General features: G+C 40.3%; 15 protein-coding genes. 9 read left to right on the top strand and 6 right to left on the bottom strand.

Annotated features, from left to right (window positions below; all coding sequences use genetic code 11):
* Positions 1–32: 32 nt before the first annotated feature.
* A complete protein-coding gene (locus B0185_RS01285) occupies positions 33–1,745 on the bottom strand; it encodes a DUF3413 domain-containing protein (RefSeq protein ID WP_005705797.1) in 1,713 nt (570 codons plus the stop codon).
* A gap of 3 nt (positions 1,746–1,748) precedes the next feature.
* Positions 1,749–1,970: a YejL family protein gene (locus tag B0185_RS01290; protein WP_005705632.1), complete on the bottom strand. Its 222-nt coding sequence runs from the start codon at positions 1,968–1,970 to the stop codon at positions 1,749–1,751.
* Between the two features lie 115 nt (positions 1,971–2,085).
* Here B0185_RS01290 and B0185_RS01295 point away from each other — a divergent pair, with 115 nt between their 5' ends.
* The 7 genes from B0185_RS01295 (at position 2,086) to B0185_RS01325 (ending at position 10,786) form a co-directional block, all read left to right on the top strand.
* The gene (locus tag B0185_RS01295) at positions 2,086–2,727 is read left to right on the top strand and encodes a TetR/AcrR family transcriptional regulator (protein WP_005705707.1); all 642 of its coding nucleotides are present in this window, start codon (positions 2,086–2,088) and stop codon (positions 2,725–2,727) included.
* Positions 2,728–2,763: 36 nt separating this feature from the next.
* Complete coding sequence (locus B0185_RS01300) at positions 2,764–3,969, top strand: efflux RND transporter periplasmic adaptor subunit (RefSeq protein ID WP_005705609.1); 1,206 nt, start codon at positions 2,764–2,766, stop codon at positions 3,967–3,969.
* A gap of 12 nt (positions 3,970–3,981) precedes the next feature.
* A complete protein-coding gene (locus B0185_RS01305) occupies positions 3,982–7,101 on the top strand; it encodes an efflux RND transporter permease subunit (protein WP_005705647.1) in 3,120 nt (1,039 codons plus the stop codon).
* 214 nt (positions 7,102–7,315) lie between these two features.
* The gene (gene metN / locus B0185_RS01310) at positions 7,316–8,353 is read left to right on the top strand and encodes a methionine ABC transporter ATP-binding protein MetN (RefSeq protein WP_005705854.1); all 1,038 of its coding nucleotides are present in this window, start codon (positions 7,316–7,318) and stop codon (positions 8,351–8,353) included.
* Positions 8,343–9,020 carry a methionine ABC transporter permease gene (locus B0185_RS01315; RefSeq protein WP_005705603.1) on the top strand — a complete coding sequence of 226 codons (678 nt, stop codon included), beginning with the start codon at positions 8,343–8,345 and terminating at the stop codon, positions 9,018–9,020. Before metN ends, B0185_RS01315 begins: the two co-directional genes overlap by 11 nt.
* A gap of 41 nt (positions 9,021–9,061) precedes the next feature.
* Complete coding sequence (locus B0185_RS01320) at positions 9,062–9,892, top strand: MetQ/NlpA family lipoprotein (protein ID WP_005705823.1); 831 nt, start codon at positions 9,062–9,064, stop codon at positions 9,890–9,892.
* A gap of 90 nt (positions 9,893–9,982) precedes the next feature.
* On the top strand, positions 9,983–10,786 hold the full coding sequence (locus B0185_RS01325; protein ID WP_005705722.1) for a MetQ/NlpA family ABC transporter substrate-binding protein: 804 nt from the start codon (positions 9,983–9,985) through the stop codon (positions 10,784–10,786).
* Positions 10,787–10,893: 107 nt separating this feature from the next.
* Here B0185_RS01325 and hutZ read toward each other — a convergent pair whose 3' ends face one another.
* From hutZ to B0185_RS01340, 3 genes are read right to left on the bottom strand one after another with little or no spacing between them, the layout of a single operon-like run.
* Positions 10,894–11,415, bottom strand: coding sequence for a heme utilization protein HutZ (gene hutZ / locus B0185_RS01330; protein ID WP_005705750.1), 522 nt, complete (start codon positions 11,413–11,415; stop codon positions 10,894–10,896).
* A gap of 23 nt (positions 11,416–11,438) precedes the next feature.
* Entirely contained in the window at positions 11,439–11,933 is a 495-nt protein-coding gene (hutX, locus tag B0185_RS01335) for a heme utilization cystosolic carrier protein HutX (protein WP_005705856.1), read from the bottom strand.
* 21 nt (positions 11,934–11,954) lie between these two features.
* Positions 11,955–12,866, bottom strand: coding sequence for a transferrin-binding protein-like solute binding protein (locus B0185_RS01340; RefSeq protein ID WP_005705691.1), 912 nt, complete (start codon positions 12,864–12,866; stop codon positions 11,955–11,957).
* A gap of 143 nt (positions 12,867–13,009) precedes the next feature.
* Between B0185_RS01340 and B0185_RS01345 the strand changes: the two genes are divergently transcribed.
* A complete protein-coding gene (locus tag B0185_RS01345; protein WP_005705807.1) occupies positions 13,010–15,292 on the top strand; it encodes a TonB-dependent hemoglobin/transferrin/lactoferrin family receptor in 2,283 nt (760 codons plus the stop codon).
* A gap of 53 nt (positions 15,293–15,345) precedes the next feature.
* Here B0185_RS01345 and parC read toward each other — a convergent pair whose 3' ends face one another.
* On the bottom strand, positions 15,346–17,586 hold the full coding sequence (parC, locus tag B0185_RS01350) for a DNA topoisomerase IV subunit A (protein WP_005705668.1): 2,241 nt from the start codon (positions 17,584–17,586) through the stop codon (positions 15,346–15,348).
* Positions 17,587–17,887: 301 nt separating this feature from the next.
* On the opposite strand from parC, the gene pnp reads away from it, so the two are divergent.
* On the top strand, positions 17,888–20,011 hold the full coding sequence (gene pnp / locus B0185_RS01355; RefSeq protein WP_005705697.1) for a polyribonucleotide nucleotidyltransferase: 2,124 nt from the start codon (positions 17,888–17,890) through the stop codon (positions 20,009–20,011).
* Positions 20,012–20,045: the final 34 nt, after the last annotated feature.

Here is a 20,045-nt window from a genome sequence, read left to right on the forward strand (position 1 = left end):
AAATGCGTAGGATTTAATACCCTACGCATTTTTTATTTATTCACAAACTGATTACTTAATTTAATCATCTGTAAGAACAGGGCAAGCGGTGGTTTTTCGCTTTTAATTTGGACACCTTCTGCGTTGAAGTTTTCAACTTGCCCGCGGCGATCTAAGTGGAATTGTTCGCCATCTGACATAATGGCAACATTCCATTGGTGGTTGGAAGCCAGCACCCAAAGGCGGTTGTTTGGTTTAGATAAATCGATGCCTTGGGTGTAATCATTCGCAGGATTAAGCACACCAAAGAACTGGCTAAAGAGCGTTGGCATAATGTCTAAATGGCTAGAAAGCTGGTTGTATAATTGCCCTTCGCCTTGCCAATAGAACATCAATGGCACTTCTAATCGTTCTGCTGAGAAGCTGTTTTTCATTTTCTCTGCGTTAGCTAAATCGGCAGTGAGTATCACCAATGTTCTACCCATTAGATCTTTGTTTTCAAGCTGTTGCCAGATTGTTTCAATTTGCTGATTAATCTGGTTTTTAGAGGTCATATCTAATTGTAAATAGCTAAAGAATGGCTTATTTGCTTCCTGTTTTGTCAGCCACGTTTGCCACGCATTCAGTGCTTGTTCATTATCTTCCGTTTTGATTAAAGGCATATTTGCAAATAATGCTCGGCGATAGAGCGGTTCAGCAAAATTGTTTGCAGAGAATAAGCCGAATTGATAGCCATATTTTTTAAAGGCTGTCATAAGCGGTGAGCTGGTTTTTTCGTTCAATACAGCATCAATGTATCTCCCGCTTAGTCCGTAGAAAATCCCCAATGTGCTTGCCATTGGCGTATCGCCACTCGCATAGTGGTGCATAAAGCGGTAGGATTTTTCTGCTATTTTGCGAACAAACGGCATTTGTTCCCCATCAATGGCTTGATTGGTTAAGCCTGAGACGTTAATCAACAACACATTTACTTCAGGCGTTTTGGTCATTTGAAGCATTTGTTTTGGATAGTCCAAGTAGAAAGTATCTAAACGTCCTGTTTGCTCAATGGTTTGCTCCATTTTTTCCATATCCACTAAGCCGTGTTTCTCTAAGAAACTACGCGCTGTCATCGGGTAGGAAAGCGGGTAATTTGCCTTTTGTGAAGTAATTGGGCGGTTAATGCTCATATCTGCCCACGCATAAATCAGGTGGGTCGCGATAAAGCAACTCAAGAAAAACATCGCAACATATTTACCCCAAGTTTGGCGGTTGAAACTACGTAATTTTTGCCAACACCAACGGGAGTAGAGCATTTCTGCAAGTAAAAGCAGTGGCATTGGCACGAACAGCAATTGCCATTGGCGTGAGAGTTCGCCGTTATCTGGATTCACTAATAAGTCCCAAACAAGCGGTGATAAATGCAGATAGAATTGCTTAAAGATTTCGGTATCGACCAAGAGTAACGTTTGCCCAATGGTAGCAAAAATGACCGAAAAGCCACGGAAACCGCGCTCATTGCGGATTAAAAAACTAAGTGGGAAAAGGCAGAGTAGATAAAAGGAAAAAACAACGAAGCTGAAATGCCCGAAAAGGCTGACGAAAAAGTAGAGTTTACCGACTAGCGTATTCGGCCAGTCGGCATTAAAAGCATAACGAGAGGCAATTAAAATTGCTACGACAATATTAAAAAGTGCAAACCAATGCCCCCACGTAATACGCTGTGAGGTTTGCTCTCGGTATTGTAACGTGTTGGTTGGAAATAATTGACGTAGGCGATTAAGCATAGGTTATTTTGCTTTTAAAGAGAGTTTTAACGAATTGGCAAAAGCCTCAGCAAGGCGTTCACGCTGTTGTTCATCTTGCACGCGGTTTTGGATGATGTTGGTAACCATATTGCCAAGCACCATAAGCGATAAGTCAGCAGGTGCTTTGTGTTGTTCTAATACGATAAATAAGTCTTGTAATAAGGTATCGAATTGATTGTTTTGATATTTGGATTTTACAGCCATGTTGATTTTCTTGAGTGAATAATTGGGCAAATACTAGCATATTTTTAGCAAAATAGAGAGAAATAAGCGGTCGAAAATATATTTTTCTTTGCAAAAAGAAGTGGAAATATATAGAATGAACAACTGTTCATTTTGGAAAGTGGAGAGTGAAATGCAGAAAACGGAAATACAAAAAAACGAAGTGCAAAGTTCATCAAAAGATGAGATGGCTCGCCAAATTCTTTCCGTGACTGAAATACTCATCGCAGAGATTGGCATTCAAAACCTTTCTATGCGAAAAATTGCAACCAGAGCGAACCTAGCCTTAGGAACGCTCTATTTGTATTTTAAGACCAAAGACGATTTATTAAATAAGCTGGCTTATGATTTATGTGACCGTTTTACGCATTATGTGCAAGATGGCTATGATGAAACTGACACACTGTTTAATCGTTACCGCAAGATGTTTGAAAACAAGTTGGCATTTTTGCGAGATAACCCAACGGTCGCAACGAATTTATCGCAATACCAAGCAATGCTTGGATTCAATGAAATTATTGAGCGACTGATTCACGATGATGATTTTATCTGGAATAAATTTGTGCGAGATGGGCAGGAGCAGGGCATCATCGCTCAAATGCCAGCGGAATTATTACACGTTTTGGGCATTGGTATTGTGGTGGAAATTGCTTATTTACAGCAATTGACGCAAAAAGAGTATTCGAAGGAGACAATAGAACAAATGCTATTGTGTTCTTGGAAAGCAATTACGGTGTAAATCGTTTATTTTTTATTTAAATATATTGGAGAAAACATGACAACAGAAAACCAAAAGCCTTCTCGTGGCAGAAAGTTTCTTATTGTAGTAACGCTATTGGTTGTGCTTGTTGCTTTTGCAGGCGTGGCAGGAATGCAACGTTTTATCGCAGGCAAGAAAGCGGAAGCCGCAGCGAATATGCCTGAAACGGTGAGTGAAATCACCGCAATGCAGGTACAACCTCGTGAATGGACGCCTTATCTTTCAGCGGTAGGTTATGTTCGTCCGAACCAAGGAGCGATGTTAAGTTCGGAGTCTTCTGGTACGGTGAAAAGTGTGAACGTGAAATCAGGTCAGCGTGTCAATAAAGGTGATTTATTGGTGGAGCTTGATGATACCGTTGAAGTGGCAACTTTGAAAGCGTCTCAAGCACAATTACCGAACGCAAAACTTACGTTAGATCGTTATCGTAACTTGGTGGCTTCTAACAGTGCCTCAAAAGCAGAATTAGACAGTGCTCAAGCAACCTATAATCAATTAATAGCAAATATTGAGTCATTAAAAGCTTCAATTGCACGCCGTAAAATTTATGCTCCATTTAGCGGTTTTGCGGGTATCGTGAATGTGAACGTAGGTCAATACATCACAACAGGTACAGAAATCGTGCGTGTTGAAGATCAAAGTTCAATGAAAGTGCGTTTCACGCTTCCTCAAACCGATGTTGAGAATATTTTTGTGGGGCAAAAAGTGACTGTAGAAGTGGATGCGTTAGTGGGGCAAACCTTCCCAGCGGAAATTGTAGCAATCGACCCGGCAGTTGATCGCAATACCGGTTTAATTAACGTTGAAGCGGTGATTACTGAAGGTGGTAACAAATTGCTTTCTGGTATGTTTGTGCGTTTAAATGTGGCGTTGCCAACCGAAAAAGCACAAATCGTGGTGCCACAAATTGCGGTTACTTACACGATGTATGGCGAAACCGTTTATGTGCTTGAGCAACTTTCAGATGAAGATAAAGCACTTGTAAGCAAAATGGCAGAGCAAAATCCGAAATTAGATGCAAATAAAATGTATCGTGCGAAACAAGTGGAAGTAAGAACCAAAGACCGTAACGGTATCTACGCACAATTAGCGAAAGGCGTGAAAGCGGGTGATGTTATCGTAACGGGCGGTTTCCAGCGTTTAAATAACCATTCGCTTATCATTGTTTCTGATCAAGAAGCTGTTGGTGTAACCGTACCTGCGAAAAGTAGTAAACTTTAATTGAGGCAATCAATGAAATTTACCGATCTATTTATTAAACGCCCTGTACTTGCGGTGTGTATTAGCTTGCTGATTACGATTCTTGGCTTGCAATCTATCAATAAGTTACAGGTGCGAGAATACCCAGAGATGACTATCTCAACGGTAACCGTGAGTGTGAACTACTCAGGTGCGGATGCAAGTTTGATGCAAGCACTTGTAACTTCCCAAATTGAAGAAGCGGTTGCACAGGCAGATAACATCGATTATGTGACTTCATCAAGTGGACCAAGCACTTCAACTACCACGATCAAAATGAAATTGAACACCAACCCACAATTGGCATTGGCGGATATTTCTTCGAAAGTGAGTGCAATTCGTTCTAATCTTCCGAGCGGGATTGATGATCCATCAATCAGCGTTTCATCAGGTTCAAACGATGCGTTGATGTATATCCGATTTGTCTCTGATGAGTTAAATACAGCCCAAATTACCGACTATATTAACCGAGTGGTTAAACCGCAATTCTTTACGGTAAATGGGGTATCAAGTGTTGATATTTTCGGTGCGACGACCTTTGGTTTACGCATTTGGTTAGATCCTGACAAAATGGCGGGGAATAACCTCTCTGGTGCACAAGTGTTAGCGGCTTTAACGGCAAACAACTTGAACACTGCCGCAGGTAATGCGAATGGCTACTACACAGTTTATAAAAACAAAGTAGAATCAAGCACGCCATCTGTTTCAGAACTTGAGAACGTGACGATTTCAACCACGTCAGATGGTAAAACCATCAAGTTAAAAGATATTGCAACGGTTGAACTCGACAAATACCAAGATGCTTCTCGTACGGTGGCTGATGGTAAAGAAGCGGTCGTTTTAGGTGTTTCTGCTGCAACTACAGCAAACTCCATCACTGTGGCTAAAGATATTTATCCTGTATTTGCACAAATGCAGAAAAATTTACCTGAAACAATTAACGGTCAGATTCTATACGACAAAACGATTGCTATTAATAGCTCTATCAATGAAGTTTATAAAACAATTATTGAAGCAACGGTTATCGTATTAGTAGTAATTATCCTATTCTTAGGATCATTGCGTGCAATGATTGTACCAATTATCACGATTCCAATTTCACTTATCGGGGTATTGTTCTTCCTACAAATGTTTGGTTTCTCAATCAACCTATTAACCTTATTGGCGTTAATTCTTGCGATCGGTTTGGTAGTGGACGATGCGATCGTCGTACTTGAGAACGTAGAACGTCACGTGAAAGAGGGCAAATCGTCATTTGATGCAGCGATTATCGGTACGCGTGAAATTGCAATCCCTGTTATCTCAATGACCATCACCCTTGGGGCGGTATATTCCCCAATGGCATTGATGGAAGGGGTAACAGGTTCACTTTTCAAAGAGTTCGCCTTAACCCTTGCGGGTGCAGTATTCATTTCAGGGATTGCAGCATTAACGCTTTCTCCAATGATGTCGAGCCGCGTGTTAAAAGAACACAACGAAGAACACGAAAGTCGTTTTGCGAAGTGCATCAATGGTATGTTGGATAAAATGACCTCGTGCTACACCAATATGTTACGTGGAGTTATGGCGGTGCGTTGGGCTATCGTGGTGTTTGCGGTAGTGATTTTTGGTACCTTACCAACCCTTTTAGGCTCACTTTCAAGCGAAGTGGCTCCAACCGAAGACCGTGGCTTTATCGTGGGTATCGGTAGTGGTCCATCAAATACCAACTTAGATTACACCCAAGCGGCAACAGAGAAATTCAACAAAGAAGTTGCTGAAATTCCAGAAGTCTCTGCAATGATGACGATTTCAGGCTTTAATGGTTCGAACAGTGCCCTCTCTATCATCTCATTAAAAGATTGGAGTGAGCGTACTCGTGAACGAGCAGAAATTTCAAAAGATGTAGCCGCGATTGCAAAAAATGTTGTTCCAATGGACATCAATGCTATCGCCTTCCCTGAAATTTCCACAGGTGAAAGTGGTTTACCGTTCTCATTGGTCATTACTACAGCGGATAACTACACCAAGTTAGCCGATGTGGCGGGTGAATTCCTGAAAAAAGCACAATCATCGGGTCAATTCTTCTTTGCAAACTTAGATTTGAAATTTGATACAGTGACGATGAAATGGAAGTTCGACCGTGAAAAAATGGGGGCTTACGGCATCACGATGCAACAGGTAAGTAACACGCTTGGGGCTTATCTTTCTGGTGCGATTATTACCCGTGTCGATATTGATTCCCGTGCATATCCGATCGTATCACAAGCGGTTCGAAAAGATCGTTTAAATCCAGAAGATTTAACGAAATATTACGTAACAGCTGCAAACGGTGAAGCTGTGCCATTAAGCTCAATCGTAAGCTTAGAGCTGACCACAGAACCATCTTCATTACCACGTATGAGTCAGCTAAACTCAGCAACGATTGGCGGTGTTGTGTCAGGTTCAATTGGTGATGCAGTAAACTGGGCGAAAGCAGAATTAGACCGCACGCTTCCACAAGGCTATCAATACGATTTTAAATCAGAAGCGCGCCAATATGTACAAGAAGGTAATGCAATGGTAATGACCTTTGGCTTAGCGGTTGTTATTATTTACTTGGTATTAGCGATTCAGTTCGAATCTTGGCGTGACCCAATGGTAATCTTGGTATCTGTACCGTTAGCCGTGAGTGGTGCGTTATTAGTGCTTAATGTATTAGGTATTGCCAAAGTGGCAGGGGCAACCTTGAATATTTACTCTCAGGTGGGGTTGGTAACTTTAGTCGGCTTAATCACCAAACACGGTATCTTAATGTGTGAAGTCGCAAAAGAAGAGCAGTTAAACAATGGTTTATCTCGTTTTGAGGCAATTGTTCACGCAGCAACTATTCGTTTACGTCCGATTATGATGACAACGGCCGCGATGGTGGCAGGTTTAATTCCGTTATTGTTAGCTTCTGGTGCAGGTGCAATTGCACGCTTCAGTATTGGTATTGTGATCGTGGCAGGTTTGAGTATCGGTACACTCTTCACCTTATTCGTGTTACCTGTAATCTACACCTTCTTAGGTCAAGAACACAAACCACACCGCGAATTTGATGAAGAAAAATATGAGACACAAGCGGTCGAAAAATTAGAACATTCTGCAAATTAAGCGTAATGAGTTGATTGAATAATGAAATGTGCTTATCTAGGCATTAGCTTTGGTAAGTGCATTTTTTTATATATTTTATTGGGACAAAGAATAAATTTATCAAAATAGCTTAAATTATTCCATTTTTGAATAAAAAAATAAGCAAGGTGAATTGACATAGCATTCTAGACGTCTAAAATAACCGAAATATTTTAACAAGTGTGTGGATAGCTTTATGATTGAGCTGAAAAATATCAGCAAGCAGTTTGATGTGAAGGGCAAAAAAATTACTGCCCTTGACAATGTAAACCTTGAAGTTCCGCAAGGCACGATTTACGGTGTGATTGGGGCTTCTGGTGCAGGAAAGAGTACGTTGATTCGTTGCGTGAATTTATTAGAACGTCCAACGATTGGGCAAGTGATTGTCGGTGGGCAGGATCTAACCGCAATGTCGGATAAAGATCTGATTTTAGCTCGTCGTAACATCGCAATGATTTTCCAGCATTTTAATTTGCTTTCTTCGCAAACCGTATTTGAGAACGTAGCGTTACCATTGCGTTTGAATAATACGCCGAAAGATCAAGTAGAGAAAAAAGTGAATGAATTGCTTGAGTTAGTCGGTTTAACCGAGCGTAAAGATGTTTACCCAAGCAATTTATCTGGCGGTCAAAAACAGCGTGTCGCTATTGCTCGTGCGTTAGCTTCTAATCCGAAAGTGTTGCTTTGCGATGAAGCAACCAGTGCATTAGATCCTGCAACCACGCAGTCGATCCTACAGCTTTTAAAAGACATCAATAAACGTTTAGGCTTAACTATTTTGTTGATTACCCACGAAATGGAAGTGGTCAAACGCATTTGTGATCGTGTGGCGGTAATTGATAAAGGGCAGCTGATTGAAACGGGTTCAGTAAGTGAGATTTTCTCTAATCCGAAAACCGCATTGGCTCAGAAATTTATTCAATCGACTTTCCATATTGAGCTTCCGCCAGAGTATATGGAACAGCTTTCTGCCCAGCCAACTTCAGAGAAAAACAAACCGATTATTAAGTTTGAATTTACAGGGCGCTCCGTTGATGCACCATTACTCTCACACGCATCAAAACGTTTCGGCATTGATTTTAGCATTTTGATGTCGCAAATTGATTATGCAGGTGGCGTGAAATTTGGCTTTGTGATTGCAGAAGTTACAGGCGAAGAAGAGGCGATTTCAGAAGCAAGATTTTATTTAATTGATAATAATGTAAAAGTTGAGGTGCTAGGTTATGTGGAATGATTTTCTCAATGAACTTACTCCGCAGATGTGGCAACTCGTGGCTTCATCAACGGTAGAAACCATTTATATGGGCTTTGTTGCAACATTGCTCTCTGTTGTGATTGGCTTGCCGATTGGTTTTTTTGCTTTTTTAACAGGTAAAGGCGAGATTTTAGAGAACCAACGTGCACACCAGATTTTAGATATTATTATCAATATCGGTCGTTCTGTGCCGTTTATTATTTTGTTAATTGTGTTGTTGCCTTTTACCCGTTTAATTGTCGGCACAACATTAGGCACAACGGCCGCTATCGTGCCATTAAGTGTATCTGCCATTCCATTTTTTGCACGTTTAACCGCCAATGCGTTACTCGAAATTCCAGCGGGTTTAACCGAAGCAGCAAAAGCAATGGGGGCAACAAATTGGCAGGTAGTCACCCGCTTCTATTTGCCAGAATCTTTACCCATTTTAATCAACGGCATCACATTAACGCTTGTAGCGTTAATTGGTTATTCAGCAATGGCTGGTGCTGTTGGCGGTGGTGGTTTAGGTAACTTGGCTATCAGCTACGGCGAACACCGTAATATGGTGTATGTGAAATGGATTGCAACGGTCATTATTGTCGCGATTGTAATGGTTTCTCAAAAACTAGGCGATCATTTAGCGAAGAAATATGACCATCGCTAAGATCAATTTATTATTTAACACAACATCTCTATGAGGTATTTATGAACTTTAAAAAAGTATTAAGTGTTGCATTCGTTTCAGCATTAGCTTTAACCGCTTGTAACGAAGAGAAAAAAGCAGAAACTGCTCAAGCTCCAGCAGCTCAACCTACTCAAAAAATCAAAGTAGGTGTAATGTCTGGCCCTGAACACACAGTGGCAGAAAAAGCCGCTCAAATCGCCAAAGAAAAATATGGCTTAGATGTGGAGTTCGTTTTATTTAACGACTACGCATTACCGAACACAGCAGTGAGCAAAGGTGATTTAGATGCAAACGCATTCCAGCACAAGCCTTATTTAGATAAAGATACTGCATCTAAAGGTTTAGATAACCTTGAAATCGTGGGTAACACTTTTGTGTATCCATTAGCAGGTTATTCTAAAAAAATTAAATCAGTCAGCGAATTACAAGATGGTGCAGTGGTTGCCGTACCAAATGATCCAAGTAACCTTGCACGTGCGTTAATCTTGTTAGAAAAACAAGGCTTAATCAAATTAAAAGACAACACAAACCTATTCTCAACAGCGATTGACATTGTTGAAAATCCGAAAAACTTAAAAATTCAAGAAGTAGATACTTCAGTGGCAGCAAAAGCGTTGGATGATGTAGATTTAGCTGTAGTAAACAACACTTACGCAGGTCAAGTAGGTTTAAGTGCAAATGATGGCGTGTTTGTGGAAGATAAAGATTCTCCATACGTAAACATCATCGTGGCACGTAAAGATAACAAAGACAGCGACAATGTGAAAAACTTTGTGAAAGCATACCAAACTGAAGAAGTGTTCCAAGAAGCACAAAAACACTTCAAAGATGGTGTAGTAAAAGGCTGGTAATTTACCGATTAATATCACTCAAGCGGTTGAATTTTGTTGAGGTTTTGCAAAATTTAACCGCTAATTTTTCCCTCGAATTAAGGATTTAACATGAAATTAACAAAATTATTAGGTGTAGTACTGGTTTCTGCATTAGCATTAACTGCTTGTAAAGAAGAAAAAACAGCGGCACAAGAGCCATTAAAAGTCGGCGTGATGACAGGTCCTGAAGCACAAATGACTGAAGTAGCCGTGAAAGTGGCTAAAGAAAAATATGGCTTAGATGTACAGTTAGTGCAATTTACGGAATATACTCAACCAAATGCTGCATTAGATAAAAAAGATTTAGATGCTAACGCATTCCAAACAGTGCCTTATTTAGAGCAAGAAAGTAAAGACCGTGGCTATAAAATGGCTGTAATCGGCAATACTCTATTATGGCCAATTGCTGCTTATTCTAGAAAAATCAAAAACTTAGGTGAGCTAAAAGACGGTGCAATTGTAGCAATTCCAAATAACCCGAGTAATACAGGTCGTGCGTTATTATTACTTCAAGCTCATGGTTTAATTAAATTAAAAGATCCGAAAAATTTATTCTCCACTGAGAATGACATTATCGAAAATCCGAAAAACATTCAGATTAAACAAGTAGATACGGTGTTATTAACCCGTTCATTAGATGATGTAGATTTAGCGGTTATCAACAACACTTATGCAGGTCAAGCAGGTTTAAGCCCAGAAAAAGATGGCATTATTGTGGAATCAAAAGATTCTCCATATGTAAACTTAGTGGTTAGTCGTGAAGACAATAAAGACGACCCACGTTTGCAAACCTTCGTAAAAGCCTTCCAAACCGAAGAGGTATTCCAAGAAGCGTTAAAATTATTTAACGGCGGTGTAGTGAAAGGTTGGTAATTATTGGCGTTTTAGTGATGATGGATTTAAAAACCATTTAAATAAAAAGAGTTGCTAATATTTGAAAAATAAACATTAGCAACTCTTTTGTCTTACTAAATTAAGTTCTAATTTTCTTCTTTAATATGTCCAATCTCCAAATGCACCACATCCACTAAATCAGATGGGCTCACTTGGAAGGCTTGACCGAACCCTTTAACGAATAGGCCTTGGCTTGGTGTGAAGCCGAAGAGTTTAAAGTCAGCATTTTGTGCTAACTCATCAATTAAATCGCCGTGACGAGCTTTAAGTTCGGCTAAACAAGCTTGACCTTCTTCTGAAAGTTTATCAATCACTTGCGAAATTGCATCAAAACTTAACCGCTTGCGGGCAAAAATTTGACGGCTTAAATTCTCATCTTCAATCAACATTAACGATACTTTGTGTACTTTTTGCAGATTGCGGGCGTGGCGGGCGATTTCTGAAATTAACACCACATATTTGCCATTATGAATCACAAACGGTGCATAACTTACGTTTGGGTTGCCTTCTTCATCTAAGGTTGCCAACATAATCGTACGGCATTGTTCCTTCAACTCTTGAATTTGTGGTCCTAAGCGGTTCTGTAGTACTTCTTGACGAGCTGTCATTGTTTTCTCCTTAATAAAAATCCCTATCGAAAGGCATTGAATTTTTCCACTTGTTCAGGGAAAAGTTGGCGTTGCTCATCACGCCCTAAATATACTTTAAAAATGGTCTCACCGTTGTGAGCAATAAAGGCGATGTTGTAGCTCTCTTTACCACGGAAAGGTAAGCTAACAAAAGCAATTTGAGCAATGCCATCTAATTTCAAATGCCCGTGCAACGCACCTTGATCGCCTTTCATATTCAGATTGTAGTAGCCACGTCCTACAATACCTTCGGGGAAACGATCTTTAATTTCAAAGATCGAACCGCATTTTTCAATAATAGTGGTAAACGTGCCCCATTGGGCGATTTGGGCAAAAATTTCTTCGGCACGATTTGCCTCAAACACACGCACAAATTGTTCTGGCAGTGCCACCAAAATTTTACCTTCAGGCAGCCCAAAATGGGCTGCCATATCCAGTGTGATCGCCTGTGGATTTTCCGCAATATAAGCGATGATCTTTTCTGTGAGATTTGTCATTTTTCAATAAAATCCTACCGCTTATTGAGCTGCATCTTGTTTGATTGCACCAAATACACCGCGTGATTTATCGGCATCATTAGTAAATACCCCAGAAAGTTCCTTAGCATTTTCACCGAAGAAACCACCTTGAGTTTTAACACCATTTACTTCACCAGCAAAACTGTTGCCTGTAATTTTGCCACCGAAGTTCATTTCAGGTACTGCATTTCGGTTTTGATCGATCTTAATTGCTACAGTTTTTTTATCAAAGTCTGCGGTTGCTGTCATTTTCGCACGTTCATTATTTGCACCATCTTTCAAATAAACCGCACCACCTAAATATTCTGCTTTTCCTGCTGTCGGAATTTGTTTTACATCAGTCGGATTACCTTGAACATAAAGATATTGTTTACCAGTATAATTATCTACATGAACACCGAAAGCGGTTGATTTGAGATTGCTATTACTTTGGATTGTTTGTCCATCTTTTCTCAAGTTATAAGGATCTTCATATTCTTCATAAGTCCAAGGGTCAAGTTCGCCTGCAGTTTTAATAATGCTTGGAATCGTAATGATCTTATTGCCATCTACTACAGCAAGCGTCGAGATATCGTGAGAAAGAGGGCGTCCAATTGTGCTATTCTCCATTACAGCCCCAGAAATAAGATCTGTCATAACCCCTGTTCTTCCACCAAAAATTTGATCGCTAACAGGAATTCGTGCTTTTTCATCTGCACTTCCATTTTCTAATTCTTTCAAACGTTTTTCTGTTTCTTCACGTGCTTTTTGCTCTTCAGCTGTTTTTTTATTTAGCTCAACCAATTTTTTAGTTAAGGTTGTTTCTGATTGGCGGATTTGTTCAGAGTTATCTGCTCCACCAGAACTTGAAGAACAAGCGGTTAGAAAAGTAGCACAAGATACAGTAAGTAAAGTAAATTTAAATTTATTCATAATAGTGACCTATTTTATGTGATTAGTGTAGAAGAAAACTTTAAATAGATTAAACTAAACAAAAATGATTTTCAATAGTCTTGTAAAACTTATTAAATTTTCGTAAACTGAATTTATATCTTTTTTACATTTTAGGTGAAAATATGGCTCGTCAATTTGCCCTTTCATTAGGTGCAATCTGTGTTGCGGTGGCATTAAATAGTTATGCTGAAGAGGCGACATTAGGCACTGTCCACGTGGATGGAACTCAAACTCAAGCAACACAAATCAAAAAAACGCGTAAAGCAATTCAAGAAGAATTAATCGCAAATAACCACGATTTAGTACGTTATACAACCGATGTGGGGATTAGCGATAACGGGCGTCGTACAAAAGGTTTCTCAATGCGAGGTGTTGAGGGCAACCGTGTTGGGATTAGTGTCGATGGCGTAAATCTGCCTGATTCTGAAGAAAATTCACTTTATGCTCGTTACGGAAACTTCAACAGCTCACGTTTAGCTATCGATCCCGAATTAGTGCAAGGCATTGATATTATGCGAGGCTCGGATTCGTTTAATTCGGGCAGTGGTTCATTAGGTGGTTCAGTTAACTATCGTACACTGGGGGCGGATGATATTGTTTTCCCTGAAAACAACTGGGGTGTATTGCTGAAAAATAGTTATGCAAGCAAAAACCGTGAATGGACACATACGGCAGGGGTAGGCTATAAAGATGAAAAATTTGATATGGCATTGCTCTATTCTTATCGTGATGGTCACGAGATGAAAAGCAATGGCACTGGTGAGGCTATTCGGGGGCGTGAACGTGGTGTGCCTGATCCTGCCACACACAAAAACCGTAGTTATTTAGCAAAATTTGGCTATTTTATTACGCCATCGCATAAAGTAAGCCTCTCGTTTAATGCTCAACGTGATAACAATTGGGTGGATGAAGAGTCTTACAGCTTGACACAAAGTTCATGGCGTGAAGTCAGAGATTTTGGGAAGCGTTATAACAGTAACCTTGCTTACGAATATTTTCCAGAAAATAACCGCTTGTTAAGCTACATTAAAGCAGATATCGATTTGCAACAAACTGACATTGGTTCTGAAAATACGAAAGGGGATCAGCAATATGATTTTTCTGTACCTTATTGGCCAAAACCGTTGAAACCTGAAAGAAACGCAAATGAAATTCAAACCACGAATATGAAAAACAAGTTCAAACGGGCTTCGTTACGTGCTGATTCTATGCCTTGGGAAATTTTATGGGGCACACACCAATTCACAGTAAGAACCTCAGTTTCACAAAAAGATTTTGAAAATGAAAATAACAAAACTTTTTATACTGGAGAACGAACTGAAGAAAGTATCCAGCACCCAGTAAGAACACGCTCTTTTATGGCACAACTACAAGATAATGTCACTTGGAATGATATTTTATCTAGCCAGTTAGGTGTACGTTATGACTGGGAGCAACTTGTACCCCAAGATTTAAAAGCAACGTGCCGAGCTTGCTCTGCAAAACCCGCTTCTAACACATTCCAAAGTGTAAGCGGCTCATTAGGACTTGACGCACAACTCAATGAAACTTGGAAAGTGGGCTACAATATTTCAACAGGTTATCGAGTACCAACTGCTTCAGAAATGTATTTTTCCTTTAATCACCCAGCAGGAAATTGGTTCCCAAATCCAAAATTAAAAGCGGAACAAGCACTCAATAATTCGATTCATATTCAGGCAGAGCATCGTTTGGGTTCATATAATTTAAACCTGTACCATAGCCGTTATAAAGATTTCTTAACTGAACAAGAATCTGTGTTTGAAAAGATTAACCCTTACTATTTCGAAGATTCCAGAAGTGGGGCTGCATTTTATACAACGCTTGCTCAACAAGCCATCAATATTGATCGGGCAACTGTATCAGGTGTGGAATTAACGACTAAAACGAATCTAGATCAAGTTGTATCTTTTATTCCTGAAGGCTGGAAATTTTTGGCGAATTTAGGTTATTCGAAAGGTCGCTTAAAAGGCACTGAAGCAAGCATGCTTTCTATTCAACCAATTAAAGTAATTTTAGGTTTTGGTTATGAAGATCCTGAAGACCGTTGGGGCTTAAATGCAAGAGCAACCTATTTAGGTGCGAAAAAGGCTAAAGATGCACAAATTATCGATTATTCTTCATTAAGAAAAGAAGTGAAAACGTATCCATATCTCAATGGTTCAGCAACGTTATTTGACGTATATGGTTTCTATAAAGTGAACAAACACGTTATTTTACGTGCAGGTATCTACAATATTCTAAACCGTAAATACCATACTTGGGACGTATTACGTGGCATCAACCAATTCAGCACAACCAATGCCGTTGACCCACAACGCAAAGGCTTAGAACGTTTCTATGCCCCAGGTCGCAATTTTGCAGGAGCGGTTGAAATTCGTTTCTAGTTTGTAAATCATTAGAAGTAAAAAATCCCACGTTTTGCGTGGGATTTTTCGTTCTAGTCTAAAATTTCAATGATAGAGTGTTCGTTTAGACCTCTCACTTGAGTGCCTTTTCTCGCTCGTTCTCCGCGGTATTTCTCAATATCGGCAGGTTTTAGGGTGATTTTGCGTTTGCCTGAAACAAACACAAGCGATTGATTTGGTTTAAGTAATAATAAATGAGCCAAATATTCTTCGCCAGCTTTTGCTGCTTGGGCTGAAATATTGATAATTTTGTTTCCTTTGCCTTTGGAAAGAGTCGGTAGTTCGCTTAATGGGAATACTAACATTCTACCTACATTACTGATCGCTACAAGAGAGCATTTTTCTTCCAGCGAGACAAGTTGTGGTGGGAGCGTTTTTGCATTTTCTGTTAAAGAAATGACCGCTTTACCCGCCTTGTTACGAGAGATTAAATCTTCAAAAGTACAAAGGAAACCATAGCCTGAGTTGGATGCCATCAGGACATTTTCGGTAGGTTGTCCCATTAAGACTTGCTGAATTTCTGCACCTTCTGGCAAGGTAATCTTACTTGTAAGTGGCTCGCCTTGTGAGCGTGCAGAGGGTAGTGAGATTGGGTCAATCGTATAAGCTCGTCCCGTGCTATCTAAGAACACTACAGGTTGATTGCTACGACCGTGAGCGTGAGCCAGATATTGGTCGCCTGCACGGTATGCTAAGCCTTTTACGTCAATGTCGTGCCCTTTCGCACAACGTACCCAACCTTTTTCCGATAAAATGACGGTAACATCTTCAGTTGGTGTGAGATCAGCCTCTGAAATCGCTTTTGCTTCCGCACGCTCTACAAAAATTGAACTGCGTGGTGAAGCGAATGTTTTTGCATCAGTTTGAATTTCTTTTTTAATAAGTGTATTTAAGCGACGTTCTGAACCTAATAGAACTTGTAATTCATCTCGCTCTTTTTCTAGTGCATTTTGTTCTGCTTTAAGCGTGGTTTCTTCCAGTTTGGCTAAGTTACGTAAGCGTAGGTTTAAAATCGCATCGGCTTGAATTTCGCTTAACCCAAAACGAGCCATTAACGTGGCTTTAGGCTCATCTTCATTGCGGATAATTTCAATTACTTCGTTAATGCTTAAAAACGCAATGATTAACCCCTCAATGATATGCAAGCGGTCTAAAATTTTATCTAATCGGTAATTTAGACGACGGGTGACCGTTGCACGGCGGAAGCTCAGCCATTCGGTCAGAATAGTGTGCAGATTTTTCACTGCAGGTTTTCCATCTAAACCAATCATATTCATATTGATACGGAAGCTTTTTTCTAGCTCTGTTGTTGCAAATAGATGATCCATCAATGCATTAAAATCAATACGATTTGAGCGAGGGATAATCACGATCCGAATCGGGTTCTCGTGATTTGATTCATCGCGAACATCATCTACCATTGGCAGTTTTTTGTTCTTCATTTGAGCAGCAATTTGCTCAATGATTTTTGATGGTGAGGTTTGATATGGCAGTGCGTTAATTACAATTTTGCCATCTTCTTTTTGCCAAACTGCACGAGCTTTGATTGAACCACGTCCTTGTTCGTAGATTTTTACTATCTCAGATTTTGGTGTGATAATTTCTGCTAGCGTTGGGTAGTCAGGGCCTTGCACTACACTTAAAATATCCGTTAATGTTGCATTTGGATTATCCAACAACATCACACAGGCATCCGCCAATTCATTAATATTGTGAGGAGGAATGTCGGTTGCCATCCCAACGGCAATCCCTGTTGAGCCATTTAATAAAATATGTGGCAAGCGAGAAGGGAAGGTAACAGGTTCGATTTTTGAACCGTCAAAATTCGGTTTGAAATCTACCGTACCTTGATCAATTTCAGAAAGTAAAACGGACGAAAATTTTGTTAAGCGTGCTTCAGTATAACGATATGCTGCGGCATCGTCTTCTAAGCTACCCCAGTTTCCTTGACCATCAATTAGCGGGTAGCGGAAGGTAAAATCTTGTGCCATTCCCACCATTGCACCATAACAAGCAGAGTCACCGTGCGGGTGGAATTTACCTAACACATCACCCACCGTGCGAGCGGCTTTGGCATATTTTGCATTGGCATTTAAGCCTAGCTCAGACATAGCATAGATAATGCGACGTTGTACAGGTTTTAAGCCATCGCCAATAAACGGCAATGCTCTGTCCATAATCACATACATTGAATAATTGAGGTAAGCGTCTTCGGTAAAACGCTTAATTGGCATTTGTTCAACGCCTTCGTAATTGATAATGGTATTGCTCATAATCTTGCTTATATTTTTAACAAAAACGTTTTATTTTCTATGATTTGTGGATATTTGTCCATTATAAAAAGCCAAGCGGCCGAATTTGGGCAGAAATTTGCAAGAAACAGGGCGATTTGCGGTGAATTTTGTAAAAAGCAAAAATAGTAGGCGATTTTGTAAGAAAAAAGGGGTATACTACGAGCGTTTTATTTCGAATTTGTAGAGGCGGCTATCAAAAGTGATCTTGCGAGATTGTTTTTGCTAGTCGCAATTTGTAAGAAATAAAACTAAATTTTAATTTTATTTGAAGGATTTAGTTATGACTCCAATTGTAAGACAATTTAAATATGGTCAGCATACTGTGACCTTAGAAACAGGTGCAATTGCACGCCAAGCAACGGCGGCAGTAATGGCAAGTATGGATGATACAACAGTTTTCGTGACTGTTGTGGCAAAAAAAGAGGTTAAAGAAGGTCAAGATTTCTTCCCTTTAACCGTTGATTACCAAGAGCGCACTTACGCAGCGGGTCGTATCCCTGGTGGTTTTTTCAAACGTGAAGGTCGTCCATCTGAAGGCGAAACATTAGTAGCTCGTTTAATCGACCGCCCAGTTCGCCCACTTTTTCCTGAAGGTTTTTTCAACGAAATTCAAGTGATTGCAACAGTTGTTTCTGTTAACCCTCAAATCAGCCCAGACTTAGTCGCAATGATTGGTGCATCAGCAGCACTTTCACTTTCTGGCGTACCTTTCAATGGGCCTATCGGTGCAGCTCGCGTTGGCTTCATTAACGATCAATTCGTATTAAACCCAACCACTTCAGAACAAAAATTAAGCCGTTTAGACTTAGTTGTGGCAGGTACAGACAAAGCGGTGTTAATGGTGGAATCTGAAGCGGATATTTTAACGGAAGAGCAAATGCTTTCAGCGGTGGTATTCGGTCATCAACAACAACAAGTGGTGATTGAGAACATCAAAGAATTCGTAAAAGAAGCAGGCAAACCACGCTGGGATTGGGTTGCACCAGAGCCAAATACAGATTTGATCAACAAAGTGAAAGCGTTGGCAGAAAGCCGTATCGGTGATGCTTATCGTATCACTGAAAAACAAGCACGTTACGAACAAATCGACACTATCAAAGCAGAAGTAATTGCTACTTTAACCGTAGAAGATGAAACCCTTTCTGAAGGTGCAATTATTGATATTATTACTGCATTGGAAAGCCAAATCGTACGTAGCCGTATCATTGCAGGCGAACCTCGTATTGATGGTCGTACCGTTGATACCGTGCGTGCATTAGATATCTGCACAGGCGTATTACCACGCACTCACGGTTCAGCAATCTTTACTCGTGGCGAAACTCAAGCATTAGCAGTGGCAACTTTAGGTACAGAACGCGACGCACAAATCATTGATGAATTAACCGGCGAGAAATCAGACCGCTTCTTATTCCACTACAACTTCCCTCCATACTCAGTGGGTGAAACAGGTCGTATCGGTTCGCCAAAACGTCGTGAAATCGGTCACGGTCGTTTAGCAAAACGAGGTGTGTTAGCGGTAATGCCAAGTGCTGAAGAGTTCCCGTATGTGGTGCGTGTGGTGTCTGAAATCACAGAATCTAACGGTTCATCTTCGATGGCATCTGTGTGTGGTGCTTCTCTTGCGTTAATGGATGCGGGTGTGCCAATTAAAGCAGCAGTTGCAGGTATCGCAATGGGCTTGGTAAAAGAAGAAGAGAAATTTGTAGTGCTTTCAGATATTTTAGGTGATGAGGATCATTTAGGCGATATGGACTTTAAAGTGGCGGGTACACGTGAAGGTGTGACTGCACTTCAAATGGACATCAAAATTGAAGGTATTACCCCTGAAATTATGCAAATTGCATTGAACCAAGCGAAAGGTGCACGTATGCACATCTTAAACGTGATGGAACAGGCAATTCCAGCTCCGCGTGCGGATATTTCAGACTACGCACCGCGTATTCATACAATGAAAATTGATCCGAAGAAAATCAAAGATGTGATTGGTAAAGGTGGTGCAACTATTCGTGCATTAACTGAAGAAACTGGCACATCAATCGACATTGACGACGATGGTACAGTAAAAATTGCAGCAACGGACAACAATGCAGCGAAAACTGTTATGGCTCGTATCGAAGAAATTGTGGCAGAAGTGGAAGTGAATGCAATTTATAAAGGTAAAGTGACTCGAGTGGTTGATTTCGGTGCATTTGTTTCGATTCTAGGCGGCAAAGAAGGTCTGGTTCACATTTCACAGATCACAGATGAACGTGTTGAACGTGTTGCAGATTACCTTTCAGTAGGACAGGAAGTGATGGTAAAAGTGGTTGAAATTGACCGTCAAAACCGCATTCGTTTAACAATGAAAGATGTAAACAACGCAGAAGCGGAAGTTGCAATTCAAGTTGAAGAACAAGCTGAATAACCAGCTTATCGATCAACCTCTTGGCAACAAGGGG

The organism is Haemophilus parahaemolyticus (assembly GCF_002015035.1).
GTDB classification, from domain to species: Bacteria; Pseudomonadota; Gammaproteobacteria; order Enterobacterales; family Pasteurellaceae; genus Haemophilus_A; species Haemophilus_A parahaemolyticus.

What these genes read in the sequence shown, in the direction of transcription:
- B0185_RS01285 (WP_005705797.1), bottom strand. Translation starts at nt 1,745, where the DNA reads ATGCTTAATCGCCTACGTCAATTATTTCCAACCAACACGTTACAATAC.
- B0185_RS01290 (WP_005705632.1), bottom strand. Translation starts at nt 1,970, where the DNA reads ATGGCTGTAAAATCCAAATATCAAAACAATCAATTCGATACCTTATTA.
- B0185_RS01295 (WP_005705707.1), top strand. Translation starts at nt 2,086, where the DNA reads ATGAACAACTGTTCATTTTGGAAAGTGGAGAGTGAAATGCAGAAAACG.
- B0185_RS01300 (WP_005705609.1), top strand. Translation starts at nt 2,764, where the DNA reads ATGACAACAGAAAACCAAAAGCCTTCTCGTGGCAGAAAGTTTCTTATT.
- B0185_RS01305 (WP_005705647.1), top strand. Translation starts at nt 3,982, where the DNA reads ATGAAATTTACCGATCTATTTATTAAACGCCCTGTACTTGCGGTGTGT.
- metN (WP_005705854.1), top strand. Translation starts at nt 7,316, where the DNA reads ATGATTGAGCTGAAAAATATCAGCAAGCAGTTTGATGTGAAGGGCAAA.
- B0185_RS01315 (WP_005705603.1), top strand. Translation starts at nt 8,343, where the DNA reads ATGTGGAATGATTTTCTCAATGAACTTACTCCGCAGATGTGGCAACTC.
- B0185_RS01320 (WP_005705823.1), top strand. Translation starts at nt 9,062, where the DNA reads ATGAACTTTAAAAAAGTATTAAGTGTTGCATTCGTTTCAGCATTAGCT.
- B0185_RS01325 (WP_005705722.1), top strand. Translation starts at nt 9,983, where the DNA reads ATGAAATTAACAAAATTATTAGGTGTAGTACTGGTTTCTGCATTAGCA.
- hutZ (WP_005705750.1), bottom strand. Translation starts at nt 11,415, where the DNA reads ATGACAGCTCGTCAAGAAGTACTACAGAACCGCTTAGGACCACAAATT.
- hutX (WP_005705856.1), bottom strand. Translation starts at nt 11,933, where the DNA reads ATGACAAATCTCACAGAAAAGATCATCGCTTATATTGCGGAAAATCCA.
- B0185_RS01340 (WP_005705691.1), bottom strand. Translation starts at nt 12,866, where the DNA reads ATGAATAAATTTAAATTTACTTTACTTACTGTATCTTGTGCTACTTTT.
- B0185_RS01345 (WP_005705807.1), top strand. Translation starts at nt 13,010, where the DNA reads ATGGCTCGTCAATTTGCCCTTTCATTAGGTGCAATCTGTGTTGCGGTG.
- parC (WP_005705668.1), bottom strand. Translation starts at nt 17,586, where the DNA reads ATGAGCAATACCATTATCAATTACGAAGGCGTTGAACAAATGCCAATT.
- pnp (WP_005705697.1), top strand. Translation starts at nt 17,888, where the DNA reads ATGACTCCAATTGTAAGACAATTTAAATATGGTCAGCATACTGTGACC.